Source organism: Azonexus sp., from assembly GCF_049652925.1.
Classification (GTDB): Bacteria; Pseudomonadota; Gammaproteobacteria; order Burkholderiales; family Rhodocyclaceae; genus Azonexus.
Genome location: NZ_JBASFI010000002.1, coordinates 252334 through 270080 on the forward strand (window position 1 = coordinate 252334; position 17747 = coordinate 270080).

Here is a 17747-nt window from a genome sequence, read left to right on the forward strand (position 1 = left end):
GTGACCCTATTTCAGGGATTGCGGTGGCTGGCCATCGAGGCAGTAGTTGATGCCGAAATCCATGGTCTGGCGGCGCGGGCTCGAGGCGCCGGGTAGTAGAACCCCGTCCTGCCAGAACCTGACATTCAATCGGGCACAACCGGCCTGGGCGTAGCGTTTCTCGGTCGTGACGTCGATGTAGATCGGCGAAGTGGCAGCAAAGCGCTGGGTAAGCGCATCGGCAATCTCGCCGCTGAGGATGGCGTGGGCCTCGCCATTGACTGATTGGAGGGCGGCCAACATAACCGGCCGCGGATCCGATACCGGGGCTCTGGGCACCTCGTCGGCAAGGGCGAGCGACGCGAATCCGGCGAGCAATGTAGAGGCGTAGGAGATCTTCATTGGCACTTCCCCTGTCCGTAGTAGCAAGTCGTCAGGCGGGAGGCATTGCTGCCTTGCAGCGCGCCGGTATTGGGCAATGTCGGGACGATGGAGGCGTAGAACTCGCTCAGGTCCATGGCCGCAAAGTTCAGGCTCTGGAGTTGCGCGATGGTGAAGCCCGAGCAGTCGGGACTTTCTCCCGAGCCCCAGCCCTTGCCGACCTGCACGCGGCCCTGCTCATTGACGATGCGGGAGAGTTTGCTGTTGAAGCAGCACTTGCCGGTGCTGTGTTCGAGGCAAGAGACGCACTTGCCAAAGAGGCGGAAGCAGGAGGAGCACCAGGTGCCGACAGTGTGGCACAGGCCGGCTCCTTCCTTCATGGCGAGTTTGCCTTCTTCCTCGTTGCAGGACGACATCGACATGATGATGTAGATGACGATCGCGATGACCAGCGACCAGGGGTCGAAGGCGACGACCAGGCTTTCACCGGAATAGAGCACGGCCGAACTGGCCGGCAGTGCCGTACCGTTGACCGCGACGGTGATGCCATAGGTGGTGAAGCTGCCGCTGAAACCGCCGCCTAGCAACAAGGCCTGCATGCCCTGATAAAGGAACTCGCGGTTCTGGGAATTCATCAGCACGTCGTAAACCAGACTTGAGCCGGTGCCGAACAGGCTCTGATTGGTCATGCCGGCGCCAGCCGAGTCGGAACTGCAACAGTTCTTCAACAGGCGGTGGCGGCAGCGGTTACCTTCGCCCTTGAAGACCTGCATTTTGGTGGTGTCGAGGTAAACGCCGGCCTCACGTCCGGCTTCCATCATGGACATCGAACGGGCAAAGTCGGCATCGTTGGTGTAACTGGTATTGAAGCAGTTCGCACCCAGGCAATAGACGTTGGCCGGGCAGTTCGAAACGGTGGTTGCGGTCTGCGCGGCAACCGGGCAGGTATAGGTGTCCTGGGTAATCTCACACAGTCCGCTGCCGACATTCATCTGCTTGCAGGTGCTGCTAGCCGGGGTGCAGCCGCTGCTGACCAGCGGCGCGCACTCGTCGATCGGGGAGCCCGAACTACAGGTCAGGGTGCGTTCATAGGACCAGCAGGCACGGGTCACGGGGCGGCCTTCGATGGCCTTGGTCGCCGGGCCGTCGACGCAGGTGTCGGCAGTGGTGATGGCGCAGCGCCCACCCGCATTGAGCGCCGCACTCTTGTCGACCCAGACATCGGTCTCGTGTTGCACCATGGCCGGTTGGACGAACGACAAGGGTAGGCTCCAACTTGAACCAAACTGGAAGGTGTAATTGCAGGTCCCGCTCGTGCAGCCGGAACCCGGCATCATGTTGACCGTGAACGGGCTCCAGCAGTGGCCCTCCCAATGGGGAGCGAGGTTTGTGACATAGGTGGCCTGGCTGGCCGGTGTGGTCGGAAGGTCCACGGTCTGCCAGCCGATGCAGGCCCCTTGTCCACCCGCCGCATAGAAACGAAAACGTTGCAGCCCATCGCTGCGCAGTTGGCATTGAGCTTCCGCCACCATATAGTCGGCGCCATTGCGGTTGACCTGGCCGTGGGCGATCCAGGTGCCTTCGATGCAACTGGGCTGGAGATCAATCTCAACCGTCAGATCGCGCCGCGTCGTGTAGTTGCCGACACCGCTGTAGCGGTTGCAGACCTTGGTCGTGGTGCCTGCTGCGGTGCTGACCTCGGCAGTCGTGCAGCCGGAGTAATAGTCAGCCAGGATGCCCAAAGCACTCGATGGATTGCGGGCGATGTCGCGGGCCGCAGTGACTGCCGGATCGTAGACGGAGACGGCCGGGCGGGGCGTGTTGGCCGAGGTCAGCGCCCCATCCTGGGCCTGGCAGACCGGATCGTTGGTGCTGGCCGCACAGGTACTCAGACGGACATTGGCCGCGCCCGACAGGTTGGGCTGGCCGTAATACGCCGTTTCCGGTGGCGTGGTGGTGTACTCGGGTACGGCACTTGAGGCGCTGGGCATGTTAACCGTGCCGCGAATGACCGGGTTGGCCACCAGGCCGGCGGCGGTGCCCTCTTCAAATGGTCCGGCGATGGCAGCGCTTTGCGTCGTGACGAAGCAGAACAGCGTGATCCAGATGATCAGGCGGAGCATGGGGATCACCTATCCTCTGATGCGTTTCAGAAAGAGTTCGGCGGCTGGAGCAAAGGCAGGCGCCGAGCGCTGCATGTGTTCCAGCGCGTAATCCAGGCTGACGTCACCAGTTGACCGCAGGAAACTGTCGGCAGGGGCGCAACTGCCGCTGGCGCAGGCGATGGGACGTGTGCGGTCACGCACCAAGACGAAGCTGGGTACCTTGCTGATGGCGAAGCGGTCGAAGGCCAGCGGATCGATCTGGATTGCCACCTGCTGTTTGCCGATCAAGTCCTGGACCTGAGCTACAGTGTCGCGCAGCGAGCCCTTGGCGAATCCGCGGATGACGATGGAGGCCTTGGCCCGTGCTGCCTGGTCGACCAGACCTTGCAGCGTGGCGCGGGGCATGGTCAGACTGACGAATATGAAAAGCCCTGGACCCGTAGCGAGTCCCTGAGCCTGTGTCATCGCATCGGATTGCGCGGCATAGCCGCGAGCCAGTGCTTCCAGATCGACCGGCACGGACGTTGCCGGTTGGGGTAGCGCCTCAATGTTCGGGCTGTTCAGCGGCGCGGATCGGTGCCCTGCGTTGCGTGGCAGGGCGTATTTCTGCCGCGCCAACTCGACGTCTTGCTCGGTGACCGTGGGGGTCTCACGCCGGGCTCGTTCGATGTCCGCCTCGGTGACGACCGGCGAAATCTGGGCCTGGGCCGGGCTTCCGGCAGCGAGTGCCGCGCTGAGGCTGAGGATCAAGGGAGCGAGGAAGCGATGGAAGTCAGTAGCCGACACAGCAATTCCTTTTGCGAAACAACATGAAGGCGAAGTCCTCGCCGCGCACCGGGTATTCCTTGCCGGCCCCCCAGAGCACGGTGGTCCGTCCGAAGGGCTGGCAGCAGCGGCCGCCTTCCTTGTCGGTGTTGGGAATGGGATAGGTGAGTTGGGTTTTGTAGGCGGTCTTGTCCATCACCGGTTCGAAGTACGGCCCGCACAGCCCGTCTTTGCCATGCCAACCCCAGGCCACCAACTCGCGGTGCATCTTGGCGCTCAAGCGCTGGGCCATCAGCGCGGCAGTCCGGACGCCGCCCAGGTGGTAGGGGACGTGCCCGTTGAGCGGATAGATGCCGCCTTGGCAACCGGCGCACCAGAACATCTCGCGTATGCCGAAGCCGACCGAGGCAGCGACGCAATCGGCGGCGCACGCGGCAATGGCGACCGGATTGGCGAACAGTACGGCATCGGGATTGAGGATCAGGGTGAGTTCGTCGTCGGCCCACAGGGGATCGACTTCGGTCATGTAGGCCAGATCGAAGGAACTCTTTTCGAGGCAAGGGAAGTCGGTGACCACTTCCAGCCAGTACATCACCGGGTTCAGGTAGTAATGCGCCTGATAGAAACCGCCACCGTCGCCATCACCTTCCGGACGGGTAAAGCGAGCCGCCTCGGGGGCCGGGATACCCGGGTCGAGGTCAACGCCGCCGAGGGAGACGAGGCAGAAGGGTTTGCGCACCACTTCGACATGGCGCGCCGGCTCCCAGAAGCCGATGGACAGACCGACGATCGGATTGACCAGGCAACTGCAGACGGGATTGGGTGGATTGTCGGTATCCTCCTGGTCGCCAAAGTTGGCGATGCGCGCACTGCCAATGCTGATCGGCAGGATGCAGGACCAGCAGATATCGGTGATCGGATTCGGAAACTTGCCGGTGCAGGTGGCGGTACCGGCGGCCAGGGCCGGCGGAGTGGAGAGGCCGAGGAGTAGCGCCAGGAGGATAGGAAGTCTGGCTACGAAGCAGCGTTGGCTCATCGCACGACCTCCAGTTCGTCGATGCGCAGGCGCAGCCCTTCCTGCGATACCAGGGCAGGAACCCGGGTAATGCCCAGGCGGCGGGTAAGCAGACCATGCTGATCGAAGTAGACCGGCATACGCCATGACTTCATCAGGTCAAGGTAGGAACCGCCGACCAGGATCGGCTTGACCAGCCCTTGGTAGAAGGCAATCAACTGCCGGGCGCGGCCGACCTGGCGCGCGTCACGCCCATCGAAAAACAGCAGATGCCGGGACAGCGACACCACTTCCAGCGGGTTCTTGCGGGTGCCGGCGGCAAATAGCAACTCGCCCCGGGGGCCGAGGATATTGCGGTCGAGCGTGAAGCTCGGGTCGAAGTAGAAGGTCCTGGCCATCTCGGTCAAATGCAGGCCGGCGACCGGTGGCGGGTTTCTCACGGTGGCGATACCGCGTTCCCGGGCTTGATCTTCGAGGCGCTTGAGTTCGCCGCTACGCTCCTTGGCGCGTAGGCGCTGTTCGATCATTTGAAGCAGATGCGGTTCGCTGATCTCATAGCTTGGCCCGATGACGCCCAGATCAAGGGCTCTCGCGCCTGGCGTGACCAGCAGCAGTGCGGAGAGCAGGGGCGGGATAGTGACCAGGCGTTTCATCGTGCTGCCTTGCCCGGACAGTGGATCTGTCCGGCGAGTTGTTCTCGGCCGGCGAGTTGTTCTCGGCCGGCGGTGTCGCCCAGATGGTTCGCCCGGATCAGTGCCATCAGCACCGGATCGCCGTCACCGTCTGCCATGGCCCGGCGCAATTCGTCCGGCGTCAGGGGGCGACCGCAGCGCCGTGCGAAAGCGGCGAGGTAATCTCGGGCCCCGGTCTCGGCGGCTGGAGCAATCTGCCGGAGCAGGCCGAGATAGTCGGCCAGTGGCACGTTTTCAGGGGGCTGAACGCCTTGTGTCACTGGCGTGCCGACCAGAGGGCTCCGGGCCCATACGGCGGAATATGCCAGAAGGCCGAACAAGCCGAGGGTAAAGAGGGAGCGGGTCATAGCTGGCGTCTCAGAACAGCGGGACCACAACGCCGATCACCTGCTCCGCCCGGACCAGACCACTTTCCTGGTAGCGCGAGTCGAAGGAGTCGGGGCTGGTGCCCTGCACGTAGTAGTAGCGAGGCGGGATGACGATCGGGGCGATTGGCGCCAGCGGCCTGTGGTCGTAGGCTTGTGTCTTGGCGGCACCAACGTCCTTACCGTTGATGGCCACCTGCCGGCCGGTGACCGTGACGGTATCGCCCGGCAAACCGCGTACGATCTTGAAGAAAGGCTGACCGAGTAATCCCGGATAACTCCGCTGCGCCTCGCCGGCAAAGGAAAAAACGATGAAGTCGCCCCGCTGCAGGGGGTGCGGGCCGTGCTCCAGCCAAGCAACGCGATACGGCAGGCTCGGTGTCCAGTTGAAAAGGATCGGCACGCGCGGTGTCGCGTCGACGAAGAGACGGACATAGGCCAGGCTCCAGATGGCGACGATCGGCAGATAGAGGTACCAGCGCTGGCGGGCATGGCGCAGGAAGTCGGCAACCCAACCGAAGATGCGTTGCCCGTGGCCGGGGCGTGCTGCAGGTATGGCGACTGCCTGTTGAAGCGGATCGCTGTTCATGGTGCAGTCACCTTTCTGCGCAGTGTGGCCGTCAAATCAACGGTGTTCGGGGTCGGTCCGGCCACTGCCGTTTTGAGGACGACCAGGCAGCCGCACTCGCGCGGCAATTCCTCGAGGGCGAGCGGCAGGCGCTGGGCGAAGGTACGTGCCATGAACAGTGCTTTTTGCCGGTCTTCCTCGGAGCTGGCCTTGGTCAGGATCTGGGTGAATTCGGCTTCCTTGGCGCGGTACACCTCGGCCACGTCGACCACGCCGATGACCAGCGCGGGACGCAGGACGAAACGGTCGTAGGTGGTCAGGGCGGCGCTCACCACAAGTAACGTCAGCAAGCCGTGGCGCAATAACTGGGCGGTATTCGGCTTCATACCGTATGCCCCCGATGCCGCAGCAACTCGCTGATCGCCTCGTCGATGGACAGGCCCTGGGCGCGCAATTCGTCGATCGGGGCGTTGTCTTCCAGCTTGTTGGAGAACAGCAGATGGGTGGCAGGATCGAGGATGTTGCGGGCGACGCCTTCGCCGACCGGCGACGAGATGTACAACTCGGAGAAGACGCCGGCCTCGGTGCGCAGGGAATTGAGCAGGCGCTTCTTCGGTTCGTCCATGGTCAGTCGGCCCTTGCGGTCGAGCATTTCGATGGACTCCGGTTTCTGGCGCAGCAGGAAAACCCAGTCCGAACAGTTGAAGGCCGCTTCCATCTGGGTCGAGCCGTAGAAGTCGTCGGCGCTCTGGGTCGCCGTGCCGAGTGCGCCGCCATACTTGCGGGCGCGCCGGGCGGCTTCTTCGATGACGGCAGCCTTGACCGGATCGTCGGCGCCGATATCGCCCAGTTGCTGTTTCAGCTCGTCGACGAAGAGCACCTTGCGCCGGTTGCGGGTGAGGTACATCTCGCCGGTGATCCGGTGCAGCAGCAGAATATTGACGACTGCGTGCAGGTCGGGCCGGCGTTTGAGTTCCTCGTTCTCGATGACGATGAAGTCATTGGAGAAGTCGATGTTGTTGCGGCCTTCGAAAAAGCGCTCGTATTGCCCGCCGCGGGAATAGGGGTTGAGCATGATGGCGAGGTCCTTGATGCGCTGGTCGCCAACGACGCCCAGTTCTTCGATGCTCCCGCTCTTGAAGGCATCGCGTAGCCCCGTGATGCGCAACTCATTGCCGTATTCGCGCCAGAGCTTGAGGACCATGGCCGAGATGGCCTTGTATTGCACCTCTTCCAGGGTGTGCTGCATCGAGCACATCTTGGCGATGCCGGGCACCAACATGTCGATGTCCTCATTGATGTCGACGATGTGGGTGAACGGGTCCAGGCAGATATTCACGTCGGGGCGGAACTCGATATAGGTGCCCTTGGCCTTGCGGCACAGCTTCTCGAAACTGCGACCGAGATCGAGCATCCAGACCTTGGCGCCGATGGCACGGTAGGACCAGGCCATTTCGTTCATCAGTACCGATTTGCCCGAGCCGGGGGCACCGATGATGGCAAAGTTGTAGTTGCCCAGGTCGTTGTCGAAGATGTCGAGGGTCATCAACTGGCCGCGCCGTCCCCCGAAGACCAGGGCCGGGGTGCGCGTACCGCGCCACTCGGCAATCAGCGGCGCCATGTGGATGGCGTTGGCCATGGTCTTGCGCGTGACCCGACGCATTTTGACGAGATCCTTGTGGAATTTCTCGGTCAGCGTCATCGGCAGGCTGGCGAGCAAGGCCTGGCGGTGCATGTAGGCATCGGCATTGAGCTGGAAACCGCGGCCGCGCCAGATCGCATTGGCCGCTTCGTGGGCGGCAACCGATTTGTTGGGTGCGGTGAATATCGCCAGCTGGTGGTAGAGGCTAACCAGGTTGCCGCCGGTGTCGATGGCATCGGCCGCCGCCGTCCAGTCCTGGAGCTTCTTGTTGACGTCCGGCATGACGTCGGCCATCTTCGATTTGGCGTTCTGCGTCGCCCGTACATGGTTGGCGGTGACCACCGACTTGGTGAGGTTGGGGTCGAGGACCTGGACGCCGAGGGTGAGCAGAAACGGTGCGCTGTACTGCAAGGCCGGCTGCATCAGGTCGCCGATCAGCGATCCCATCTGCCACAGGGCGAAGCGTTCCGGAAAACTCTTGATCGAGTAGAAGCGCGCCTCCAGCACGTCGGGACTGGCTTCCTTCCACAAGGTCAGGCCACTCGGATGCGGATCCTGAATGGTGTCGAAGTCGACGATCTGGTCGCGCAGTTCGCGGCCGTCGTCATAATTGAGGTCCGGCGCATCGGTCTGCGAGATGCGGTCGGGATTGGTGAACAGCGCACACCAGTTGATTAGATCGGCGGCATCGCAGACGCGATTGGGCAGCGAGGCCGAGCGCAAGCTGGACGACATCGAGTCACGCAGGGCGAGCAGTTCGTCGCGCTTGTTGAGGTCTTCCGGATTGCCCGGAAAGGCAACGCTCAGCATCAGGCGGAAATCCCGGATCGTGTAGTGGAAGCCGGCAGTCAGCGACTTCTGTGCTCCCTGCAACAGGTGGTCGACGCGCTGGCGGGCCAGTTTGCGGAACAGATTTCCGTTGCGGGCCGGGCGGCCCCATTGTTTGGCCTGCTCGGCCTGATCCTCATCCTCAACGCGCAGATTGGCGTACTGGCGCAACTGGCTGCGCACCTGCGGCGAGGCGAACAAATGGAACTGGATGCCGGTGCCGGGTGGGCAATTGGCGTAGAGCGAGATCAGTACTTCCGCCATCCGCTCGTCGGCCCCCGACTGCGGCATCAATTCGAGCATGACGCCCATGCTGTCGCGATTCACGAAAATTTTCTCAGTAGCAAGATAGCCAGAGTAGGGCAGCCAGTTGGCGAACTGTTCGGCCGGTGTGTCCGCCGGCTCGCCAAAGGGAAAGCGCGGCGCATGGGCGTGGTCGCGCTGACCGGTAAAATGGTGATCGCGGTGGGCGGTGTTCATCTTGACCTCACTGCGTAAGGTTGGTGCCGGCCCCGGGCAGCGGCGGGCGTTGCAACATCGGTAGAGGCGACGACGTACTGGCGCCAGGTTCGGTGGTCGTCTCAGCGGCCGGCTTGGGTGGCTGCTTCAACGGTGCATAGCGATCACGGATCTGGCGTTGCACGTGGTCGATCTGCCACTGACCGTTGTCCACCTGAACATAGACGTAGCCCTGATCGTAGAGATCACCGTCGGCATCTTCCCAGGGCTTGATCCACAGCCGCAGGATGCGGGCCTGGGTACGCAAGGGACTGGGCGTTACGGCCATCCCGGAAGTGTTGGCTGTTGTCGAGGAAATGGGGCGTCCAACCACCAGGGTGGAGTTCTCTTCGGATGTCTCTTTCTGGCGGTGTGCGGAGCGTTGGGCCTGCTGGCTGGGCAGATTGTTGTGAAGGGCGTTGGCGTAGGTGCCGGACACCGAGTCGCAGGCAACGCCATCGGGAGCCTTGCAGGCATACTTCGAGTCGCCGCCCAGGCCGGACATGTTCATGCAGGCGCCCAAGGGGAGAAGCAGGCAGACGGCACCGAGTCGCAAGATCAGCGTCTTCATGGCTATTTCTCCGGGCCAACTTGTGGAGTAGTCGCTGCGAGCCGTGATTCGATCAAGCTCCGTCCGACAAACCCTTCGCTACGGGTGCCATCCGCCCAGATCAGCGTGGGCGTGCCCTGCACGCCGAGTTGGCGGGCCAGCGCCAGGTTGCGACTGATCGGGTGGTCACAGGCAGTGGCGGTGTTGAGCAAGCTGTTGTCGCTGTCGAGCATCAGGCGCCGCCAGGCCGCCGCACGATCCGCTGCACACCAGATGGCGATCGGTTTGGTCTCACCGAGGAAAGGTAGCAGGAAGGTGTAGATGGTGATGTTGTCGAGGTTGGCCAGCTCCGCTTCCAACTGTTTGCAGTAAGGGCAACTCGGGTCGCTGAAAACGGCTAGCCGGTGCTGGCCGGCGCCGTGCACGGTCTTGATCGCATCGCTCAGGGGCAACTGTTCGAAGCGGATCGGTGATGCTGTGGTTGGCTGATATTGCTGGGGCGCTTCATCGGGGCTTTTTGCCTTGCCGGCCTGCGCCAGTTTCGGGCCGGTCAGGTCGCTCATGCTCTTGGTGTCGAACAGATGACCAAAGAGAAAGTAGCGCGGCTGCCTGGCCGACACGTAGGCCACATTGCCGTTCATCCAGACCTCGTAGAGGCCGGCGACGGGCGTGCGGGCGATGCTGGAGAACTGCGTTCCCGGATGGGCTTTCTGCAAGGTTGCCAACAACTGGGTCTCGTCGGGTGTGGCCGCATTGACGGCGAAGCAGATGCCCAAAAGGATCGTGCTCAAGGCGGCGACGAGCGCATGCCGACGCAAGGTTTTAGTAGTTGCCATCGTCCGAGGTCTCCAGATAACGGGTTTCAGGGGAATTGGCGAAGCGTGCGGAAGCGGGATCGTCTGTTGTCATCGGCACATCGATGCGCACGCCCTTGGTGATCACCACGTCGATCTCGCGACCGGCGTCCACTTCGATGACCGGGAAGGTGTTTTCGGCGAGCTTGATGTAGTACTGGGCCAGCCGGTCGAGGGCCTTGCCGACACCTGAGCCGAGGCCGGCGCGATAGGCTTCGGATCCGGTGGCACTGGCGACCGTGCCGAGAGCCGAGGTGCTGTACTCGGTCGACGAGGTGGCCAGGCCCTGGCCGATGCCGCTGACTACACCGGCCAGCAAGGCGTTGGCGAGCATCTGCCCTTGCTTGGTGACCAGCCGCCCACGCATGCCGACCTTGCCATCCTCGCCGTAGATCGAACCCTGAATCTTGACTTCCAGCGTCGCGCCATCGGTCCGCACACAAGACAGACTCTCGGTCCGCAGGTAGGCGCGCTCGGAACTGATGTCGCCATAGCCGGCGGCCACTACAAAGCACTCCCGGTATTCGGCGCGGAAACGGTTGGGCAGGAAGGAGTTGTCTGAGAGGCGGATCAGGACCGGGTGCGGATTGGATTGGGATTGACCGCCGGTGGGCGCATCCAGGCCGCCCAGCAGCGTGCCGCGGGTAAAGCTGACGGGCAGGAAGGTGGATACGGTCCGGGCAGATGCTGGCGATCCAGCCCCTGTGGTGCGCTCGGATTTTTCGCCGTTGTTGGCAAGGAGGGTACGCTCGGCCACCGTAATCCGGGTGATCCCTGGGCTTGGCGCCTGCATGGAGGTCGGTGCCAGCAGGTCGCCAGGCGTGCCACTCGGCATTGCTCCGGGCGAGCCCTTGGACGGCGGCGGCGCTGGGGGCAGGCTCGCCGCTGGCGGCATGCTGTTTGGCATGGTCGGGGTTGGTATGGGCGGTTGGGGTGTGGCGGCGGCCTGCTGGGTCGATGTCAGTCGCTGTTCCAACTCGGCAAAGCGCTGCATCGTTTTCGCTTCGAAGGTCTGGCGATCCTTGTTGAGTCGCCCCTGTTCTTCGCGCTCGTTCTCGTACTGGGCGAGTTTGCGCCCGGCCGTGCCGACCCATTGATCGACCGGATTGACCTGAGCGCCGGGCGACATGACGCCGATGTTGGTGACCGAACTGGCTGGCCCGGCGGTAGGTTGCGTGCTGCTCGCTGGTGGGCTGCTCGCCGTGAATGCGAAAATCGACCATAGCAGCCCGACGCCGCCGGCCAGCAGGGCGCCGAGCATGGCGTACTGGCGTTGCCGCGGGGACAGGTGCCGTAGCAATTGCTGCGGTAAGCCCCGCAGCGTCTGCATCCACTGACGGGGTATCGTCATGGCATCTCTCCGCGGCGGATTACATAGACGCTGGTGCTCTCACCAGGGCGAAGATTGTGGTGCTCGACGGCAATGCCAACGACGTTGCCTTGCTCGCGATCAAATTCCTGTTCGGCCAATACCATGGCTGCATCGCTGATGTTCTGCAGCAGGTATTTCTCGCCGACCAGGCCGCGCCCCTCGTACTGGCGTACCCGCGAAAACCGCGCCTCGTTCCACAACGGAAGCGTGCCGTGGGTCTCTTCGACCCGGATATCCGGCGACACCCGATCCGAAGCCATCGCCACCAACAGCGCCTTCATGGCCCGTACCTGGTTGGGTGACGGACCGGCTGGAGTCTGAGCCGCTGTCGCATGCTTCAATGCCTTCGGTGTCCTGTCACGGATGACGATCGTGTCGGCCGGTGTATCCGAGCGGCGCAGCAGCAAGGTGTAGGTGGCGTTGGCCGATGCGACGAAGAGATTGATCGGTTTGGCGGAATCGCCGACCGGACGGACATAGATTTCGCCCTTGTCGCGATCACAGGTCAGCGCGATCTCACCGGCCGGATTGATCGGTGATGAACCCGTACCGGCGGGTGTCATGCCTGGGCTGGCGGGAAGCGCAGCCGCCATGCCGCATTGGCTCGAATGGATATTGCCAAAGACATCAGTGATCGATGCGCCTTCGATGCGGATGCGGGTCGGTTCGCGGATCGACAGGATGGCTTCGACCGAAGCGCCGTCGCTGGCCTCGACGAGTTGCAGTGCCTGGGCGGGCAGGGCCGTCAGGGCGGCGAGACAGGCGATGACTTGAACAGCGCTCATCGTCCACTCGCGCCGAGGCACTGGAACTGGACGGGATAGGGCCTGGCAGGTATCAGTTGCCGACATTGGGTACCTCCTTGAAACTTTTCAGATGCATGCGTGCGCCGGCGTAGTTGAACTCGACCCGATAGGCCTTGAGGTCGTTGGCCGTCTCGAACCCGTTGACCAGGGTGCGCAGGCGGCCGCGAATGACGACGCTCTGTGCTTCTTCGCTCGGGACCAGTTGTTGGGGCGCGAAGACGGTGGCGGCGTTGATCCGTTTCAGGCGTTCGGCTTCGACTTCCTGTCGGGTCTTCAGCGGGCCGTACTGCTCTGGTTCGACGTAGCCGAGCAGGATGTCCTTCTTCCAGTCGATCGAGGCCGGCGTTACGTCGAGCACCAGCCAGGCGATGAAACTGCCCATTTGCTCAAGGTATTCGCTGCTGGCCTTGTCGCGGGTGACCCAGAAGGTCTTGTCGATCGAGGGCGGCACGACGACGGTACGAACTGTGCCGAGCAGGTTGAGGATGACTAACAAGGCGAGGATCTGGCCGGCGGCCAGGACCCCGACAGCCAGACCGAGCCCGCGGTTGCGGCGGCGCATTTCCTTGATGTCGCCGTTGAGTCGTTCGAAGTCCATGGATTTTTCCCCTGGGCTCAGCCGACCATGCGGCGGATGTGGGACGGCGGCGTGGCGCGCATCGCGGTCAGCGGACTGGCCGGCAGGTGCCAGTACAGCCAGTGGATGGCGAAGGCGGGATGCTTGTCCGCCTTGATGCGCGATATCCAGCGCGAGACGAAAATGCCCGCCGCCATGCAGACGGCGAACGAGGTTTTGCTGCCGGACATATAGCCCACGAAAAACATGAACAGGATCGGCGCGGCGACATCGACATCCCAGAAGCCGATCTTCCATTGGTCATCGAGACGCCGCGGGATATAGGTGTCTGCTTGCATGTCGGACTCCTGGTGTCGATGTCGGCGTTTCAGATCACCGCGCCCATGATCGCGCCGGCGATCACCAGACCGACGGCGGCAAAGATGGCGAGGCCCACGTAAAACAGGACTGGACCGAAGTTGCGCAGCGCGGAGAGCGAGATGAGCGCGACCACGAAACCGACGAAGCCGACCAGGGCCTTGATGCCCGGGCCGAGCGCGGCGATCTGGGTCAGCGCCGAGGTCAGCGGGCCGGTGATGCCGGTAAAGGCGACCAAGTCCAGGGCGTAGCCGGGAAAGGCGATGCCGAGGCCGAGAGCGATCGTCGCCAGCAGCATGGCGACCATGATCGGCTTGCGTGTGGCAAGACGGGGGGAAGAAACCAGCACAGCAGTGTTCATGAGTACCTCCGGGGAAGAGTCGAACGTTGAATGGGAGTGGAAAAGGCAGGTAGGCATCGGGATGCCCAGCGGGTGGGAGCGCATGCTCAGCGGGTGAAAAATTGCGAATGCGGAGATCGGGCCGCCCGGCGTCATGGCGGCAGGCCCTCGTTCATCTGAAAGACCACCTCGACTCGGCGGTTTTTCGTGCGGCCAACTTGGGTATCGTTCGGGGCGATGAAGCAGCACCCGCCTTGCGCCTTGATGGTCAGGGCAGGCGTCAGTCTCGGATGGGTCTTGAGCAGGTGGTCGCGGACAGCCAGGGCGCGCGCCAGAGCCAACGAATCATTGAAGGCCAGCGGCCCCGTGTTGTCGGTACGGCCGAAGATCGTGATACGGCGTGTCGACTTGAGGTCAGCCATCGCCTCATTCAATTGGGTGCGAGCGGCAGGGCTCAGTTTGGCGCTGCCCAGGCCAAAGCGCAGGGTGAGCGTGCGGGAGACTTCCTTCTTCGGTGCCGGGGCTAACGGAACAGCGGGCGGGGCGGGCTCGGTTGGGATGGACGCATCAGTGCGCTTGATCGATGGGTCAGGCGTTTCCAGCGCGAGCGTCTTGGGGGTACGGATCGGGCAGGCTGGCGGGATGCAGCGTGCAAACGTCGCCTGCCGGCCGAAATCGAGTTGGGCCAACTGTGCCGGTGCCGCGCGCTGCAGGATTGCCTGGTGATCGGGCGATGGCTGCGTGGAGAACAGGCTGCACGACGCTGCCAAGAGGGTGCAGCCACTCATGAGGCTGAGTGTCCAATGGCGTATTGAGCCAAATCTCATGGCGCCACCCGCACCGACATCAGGGCAAGCATTTCGCCCGAGGCCGCCTGCTTGACCACGTTCGGTGCCCTGACGAATTGGCTGCTGCGTTGTGCCGGCAATTGGCGGTAAACCCGCCAGGCGTATTTGGCGCGGGTCCTGGCGCAAGCCTCGCCTTTAAGCTGCGAGCAGGCTGCGTTGTAGGCACCAACCGTATCCCATGTCGTTCCGCGCCGGGAAAATAGATCGGACAGCAGCCAGGCACCGACCTGAATGTTGGTGCAAGGATCAAAAAGGTCTGATTCCTGTATGCCGTGACGGGACAGCATCGAGAGATGATGGCTGTTGATCTGCATGAGTCCAATGTCGTAGGACCCGGTGCGTTGAGCGTGCGAGCGGTTGACGGCCTTCGGATTCAAGTTCGATTCGACCCGGGCGATCGCATAGAGCAGGTCGGCTGATACGCCGTAGCGTTGTCCTGCCTCACCCCAACAGGCCAATGCCTGAGGGGCAAGCATTGCCATGAAAGCCAGGGTAGCCAGTGAGATAAAGGACGACGAACGCATGGATCACCTCTCGAACGGAATTGGGACAGACCGCCAGGCGGGTAGCCAGGTCTGGGTAGTCAGCGGTGAGCGGACTGCCTGGATGGGATTCGGGTCGGTCCGGGTTTAACCGGGCAAGGTGACGATGAGCGAACGGCTCAGCGTGGGTGGGGTGCGGCTGGGTGCGGATTTGAGGTCAAGTGGCCGTTAACCAGACGCGGTTAGACGCTCGAGTTGGGAACGGTCCACCATATTGAGGCGGGCCTGCAGCAAGACGCTCGTGCCTGCCGGGTCCTGCATCTGGCACAGCGCCACGCAGGCCGTTGTCAATTGGTCGAGTTGGAACTTGGGGTTGGGGTGCCGGTTGGGGGGAGAGCGTTGCAACTCTAGCAACAACTGATATTGACTTCGCCACATCGATTCGCGGCGGCGTGGGGTCTGTGGCGAGCGCAGCACCAACTCGGTACCGAGGAACCGGAAGATACATGCGGACGCATCCGGCTGGGCGAAGACCTGCGAGACGCAGGCGCTGATGAGGTCGGGGAAACGAAAGGTCGGCGACACGTTGGTCTCACTGCGCAGCAACCAGTACAGCCAGTCGTGCTCCTCGAGCCACAGGCGGGTTTCGATGATTTCCTGCAACCCGTTTTCATGCGGACGGGGGAGCGTGTTGTTCCGGTGCGTCGTCGATATTGCAGTGAACATGGGCCTGACCTCGATTCGGTGACGTATTGCGCTTGCAAGCGCATGGTCGAAGAGTAGGCGGTGCCACCTGGGGCGTCTCCCGGGAATGGGAAGCTTATGAGGGGGATTTCGCCATCGAGGTCGGGAAAGGTGGGCTTACGTTATCAGTACATGGGTATGAAAGGTTGCAAGATCATCTGCGGTAAGTTTCATGAGGGCTTCTCCAATAAATGTGCTGACCACGTAAATTTTTTCAGGCGCATTTCATGGTTAATTTTCGTGATGGCCCAATCTGGGTATTTAGCTTTGCGGCATCTGGAAACCTGTCAGGAAATTACATATTGGCTATCAGAAACGTAATCTCCAGGTCAGCGTCCTGTTGGTAGCGCACTCCTAAGATGACATCACGGTTGGACGAAATAGGTCCGACACGATTAACCCGATGTCACAAGGAGAGAATCATGAAAGCAAATATTTCCCAACTTATCCTGGTCGTTGCTCTTGGCTTTGCTGCCACAGGAACTAGTTATGCCCACGAGGATTACTCGGAGGCGGGCACCAATCATTGGCTGAGTCATGTCTCGGAATCCAAGAGTCAGCCGACCACCAATCAACTCGCGCCCTACGGCTACGCAACCTCCAGCGCAGCCGCTCGGGTGGTGAATATCGACAGCGGCACCAAATACCTGAATGTCACACGCCTCGAAACCATCCGGATCAATGTTGGCAGCAAGAGCGTCACCTGGACGTTCGATACCCTGGGCACTGCGTCGTTTCCACTTGCCAAGGTTATTCCGGGGGCTGAGGGCGTGTCGGTGTATGTCACGGAGAACCCAGCCTACACCGGCGGCTGAGTGAAAGATTACGAGGCGATGACACCAATGTCATTGCCACGTCGGGGAACTGACAGGTTCTCGTAGGTAGTATTTGAAATGCAAGTCCATAACTCTAAAGGAGAAAGAAATGCTGAAAAAACTGTTGATGGTTGTCGCGATGAGCGCCGTTACTGCTACTGCATTCGCTTCTGATGAAGCCCGTGCTGCTGCCAAGCAGGTGATCGATCTGAAAGACGGTTCAACGGTCTACATCTTCAAGGACGGAAAAATGGGCATGGAGGATAAATATGGTCGCGCCACGCGTATGAAAAAAGATACCGTGATGGAAACCAAGGATGGTCAGAAGATCATCATGCACGGCGACGAAGTCATGCGTCTCGATTCTCTGCTCAAGAAAGGGCACGAGGGAGGTTAATCGACCGACTCTCCAGAGCGTGAGGTGGCTCCTTAGGGGGCCGCTTCCATTTTGAAGTAGCGGGAAAGCAACTTGCGAATTGCTTGTTGAAGTTCAAACCCTGCCAGTTTGATTCTATCGAAGAGAGGCTTCCTGCAGCGTGTGCGACAGCGCATAGGGCACGTTCGGTCAATTTGGCAAAATCAACTATCAAGCAAGTTGAACGCTTGTAAGCGTTGCAAACAGAAGTATCACCAGTGCGTTAAATTAGTGGAGAAACAAAATGCTGAAAAAATTGTTGATGGTTGTTGCGATGAGTGCCGTTACGGCGACCGCATTTGCCGTGGATGCGGCACAGGTTGAAAAATCGATTGAGTTGAAAGATGGCTCCACGGTCTACATTTTCAAGGACGGAAAAATGGGCATGGAAGACAAACTTGGCCGCGCGGTGCGCATGAAGAAAGACACCGTGATGGAAGCCAAGGATGGCCAGAAGATCATTATGCATGGTGACGAAGTCATGCGTCTCGACAGTCTGCTCCATAAGGATCACCGCGGCTAAATCACCGACTGTGTCGTTACGAAAGCGGCTCCTTCTTCGGGGGCCGTTTCTGTTTTGAAATAGCGGGAAAGCAACATGCGCATTCCCTGCCGCAATTCGGCATCGCCAACCTGCACCGCATTGGCGTACAAGCCAGGCGCAATCTTGATGAATACGACAACGACCACCGGGTCGAAATGTCGGCCGGCATCGCCCTCGATAATGCTCAGCGCTTCAGCGAGGGTCA

General features: G+C 61.6%; 22 protein-coding genes and 1 pseudogene. 3 read left to right on the forward strand and 20 right to left on the reverse strand.

All coding sequences use genetic code 11. The features are described from left to right. Window positions 1–6: 6 nt before the first annotated feature. From WBK19_RS01400 to WBK19_RS01490, 19 genes are all read right to left on the reverse strand, one after another. Window positions 7–381, reverse strand: coding sequence for a hypothetical protein (locus tag WBK19_RS01400; RefSeq protein ID WP_511286237.1), 375 nt, complete (start codon window positions 379–381; stop codon window positions 7–9). Continuing rightward, a complete protein-coding gene (traN, locus tag WBK19_RS01405; RefSeq protein WP_511286239.1) occupies window positions 378–2483 on the reverse strand; it encodes a type-F conjugative transfer system mating-pair stabilization protein TraN in 2106 nt (701 codons plus the stop codon). Before traN ends, WBK19_RS01400 begins: the two co-directional genes overlap by 4 nt. A 9-nt stretch (window positions 2484–2492) precedes the next feature. After that, a complete protein-coding gene (gene trbC / locus WBK19_RS01410; protein ID WP_511286241.1) occupies window positions 2493–3251 on the reverse strand; it encodes a type-F conjugative transfer system pilin assembly protein TrbC in 759 nt (252 codons plus the stop codon). Continuing rightward, a complete protein-coding gene (gene traU / locus WBK19_RS01415; protein ID WP_511286243.1) occupies window positions 3238–4266 on the reverse strand; it encodes a conjugal transfer pilus assembly protein TraU in 1029 nt (342 codons plus the stop codon). The genes trbC and traU overlap by 14 nt, the downstream gene beginning before the upstream one ends. Further along, window positions 4263–4898, reverse strand: coding sequence for a type-F conjugative transfer system protein TraW (gene traW, locus WBK19_RS01420; protein ID WP_511286245.1), 636 nt, complete (start codon window positions 4896–4898; stop codon window positions 4263–4265). The genes traU and traW overlap by 4 nt, the downstream gene beginning before the upstream one ends. Beyond that, window positions 4895–5284 carry a hypothetical protein gene (locus WBK19_RS01425; RefSeq protein ID WP_511286247.1) on the reverse strand — a complete coding sequence of 130 codons (390 nt, stop codon included), beginning with the start codon at window positions 5282–5284 and terminating at the stop codon, window positions 4895–4897. The genes traW and WBK19_RS01425 overlap by 4 nt, the downstream gene beginning before the upstream one ends. Window positions 5285–5294: 10 nt before the next feature. Beyond that, window positions 5295–5891 carry a conjugative transfer signal peptidase TraF gene (traF, locus tag WBK19_RS01430; RefSeq protein ID WP_511286249.1) on the reverse strand — a complete coding sequence of 199 codons (597 nt, stop codon included), beginning with the start codon at window positions 5889–5891 and terminating at the stop codon, window positions 5295–5297. Then, window positions 5888–6256, reverse strand: a complete 369-nt coding sequence (locus tag WBK19_RS01435) for a hypothetical protein (RefSeq protein WP_511286251.1) — start codon at window positions 6254–6256, stop codon at window positions 5888–5890. Before WBK19_RS01435 ends, traF begins: the two co-directional genes overlap by 4 nt. After that, window positions 6253–8820, reverse strand: coding sequence for a type IV secretion system protein TraC (traC, locus tag WBK19_RS01440; protein ID WP_511286253.1), 2568 nt, complete (start codon window positions 8818–8820; stop codon window positions 6253–6255). The genes WBK19_RS01435 and traC overlap by 4 nt, the downstream gene beginning before the upstream one ends. A 7-nt stretch (window positions 8821–8827) precedes the next feature. After that, complete coding sequence (gene traV, locus WBK19_RS01445; RefSeq protein ID WP_511286255.1) at window positions 8828–9409, reverse strand: type IV conjugative transfer system lipoprotein TraV; 582 nt, start codon at window positions 9407–9409, stop codon at window positions 8828–8830. A 2-nt stretch (window positions 9410–9411) separates the two neighbouring features. Next, window positions 9412–10224 carry a DsbC family protein gene (locus WBK19_RS01450; RefSeq protein WP_511286257.1) on the reverse strand — a complete coding sequence of 271 codons (813 nt, stop codon included), beginning with the start codon at window positions 10222–10224 and terminating at the stop codon, window positions 9412–9414. Continuing rightward, window positions 10211–11593, reverse strand: a complete 1383-nt coding sequence (locus WBK19_RS01455; RefSeq protein WP_511286259.1) for a TraB/TrbI/VirB10 family type IV secretion system protein — start codon at window positions 11591–11593, stop codon at window positions 10211–10213. Before WBK19_RS01455 ends, WBK19_RS01450 begins: the two co-directional genes overlap by 14 nt. Next, the gene (locus tag WBK19_RS01460) at window positions 11590–12399 is read right to left on the reverse strand and encodes a type-F conjugative transfer system secretin TraK (RefSeq protein WP_511286261.1); all 810 of its coding nucleotides are present in this window, start codon (window positions 12397–12399) and stop codon (window positions 11590–11592) included. Before WBK19_RS01460 ends, WBK19_RS01455 begins: the two co-directional genes overlap by 4 nt. 52 nt (window positions 12400–12451) lie before the next feature. Further along, on the reverse strand, window positions 12452–13018 hold the full coding sequence (gene traE / locus WBK19_RS01465) for a type IV conjugative transfer system protein TraE (protein WP_511286263.1): 567 nt from the start codon (window positions 13016–13018) through the stop codon (window positions 12452–12454). 17 nt (window positions 13019–13035) lie between these two features. Next, entirely contained in the window at window positions 13036–13335 is a 300-nt protein-coding gene (traL, locus tag WBK19_RS01470; RefSeq protein ID WP_310491820.1) for a type IV conjugative transfer system protein TraL, read from the reverse strand. A 29-nt stretch (window positions 13336–13364) separates the two neighbouring features. Then, on the reverse strand, window positions 13365–13715 hold the full coding sequence (locus WBK19_RS01475; RefSeq protein ID WP_494650454.1) for a hypothetical protein: 351 nt from the start codon (window positions 13713–13715) through the stop codon (window positions 13365–13367). 131 nt (window positions 13716–13846) lie between these two features. Next, window positions 13847–14482: an OmpA family protein gene (locus WBK19_RS01480; RefSeq protein ID WP_511286265.1), complete on the reverse strand. Its 636-nt coding sequence runs from the start codon at window positions 14480–14482 to the stop codon at window positions 13847–13849. Window positions 14483–14517: 35 nt separating this feature from the next. Continuing rightward, the gene (locus WBK19_RS01485) at window positions 14518–15066 is read right to left on the reverse strand and encodes a lytic transglycosylase domain-containing protein (RefSeq protein ID WP_511286267.1); all 549 of its coding nucleotides are present in this window, start codon (window positions 15064–15066) and stop codon (window positions 14518–14520) included. A 186-nt stretch (window positions 15067–15252) separates the two neighbouring features. Then, window positions 15253–15750, reverse strand: coding sequence for a hypothetical protein (locus tag WBK19_RS01490; protein ID WP_511286269.1), 498 nt, complete (start codon window positions 15748–15750; stop codon window positions 15253–15255). Window positions 15751–16190: 440 nt separating this feature from the next. On the opposite strand from WBK19_RS01490, the gene WBK19_RS01495 reads away from it, so the two are divergent. The 3 genes from WBK19_RS01495 (at window position 16191) to copK (WBK19_RS01505) (ending at window position 17521) form a co-directional block, all read left to right on the forward strand. Continuing rightward, window positions 16191–16583, forward strand: coding sequence for a CzcE family metal-binding protein (locus WBK19_RS01495; RefSeq protein WP_511286271.1), 393 nt, complete (start codon window positions 16191–16193; stop codon window positions 16581–16583). Between the two features lie 109 nt (window positions 16584–16692). Beyond that, the gene (copK, locus tag WBK19_RS01500) at window positions 16693–16980 is read left to right on the forward strand and encodes a periplasmic Cu(I)/Cu(II)-binding protein CopK (protein WP_511286273.1); all 288 of its coding nucleotides are present in this window, start codon (window positions 16693–16695) and stop codon (window positions 16978–16980) included. A 262-nt stretch (window positions 16981–17242) separates the two neighbouring features. Beyond that, entirely contained in the window at window positions 17243–17521 is a 279-nt protein-coding gene (gene copK / locus WBK19_RS01505) for a periplasmic Cu(I)/Cu(II)-binding protein CopK (RefSeq protein WP_494650460.1), read from the forward strand. Here the strand turns inward: copK (WBK19_RS01505) and WBK19_RS01510 are convergent. Beyond that, window positions 17518–17747: pseudogene (locus tag WBK19_RS01510) on the reverse strand (hypothetical protein); the annotation flags it as partial. The gene copK (WBK19_RS01505) and the pseudogene WBK19_RS01510 overlap by 4 nt on opposite strands.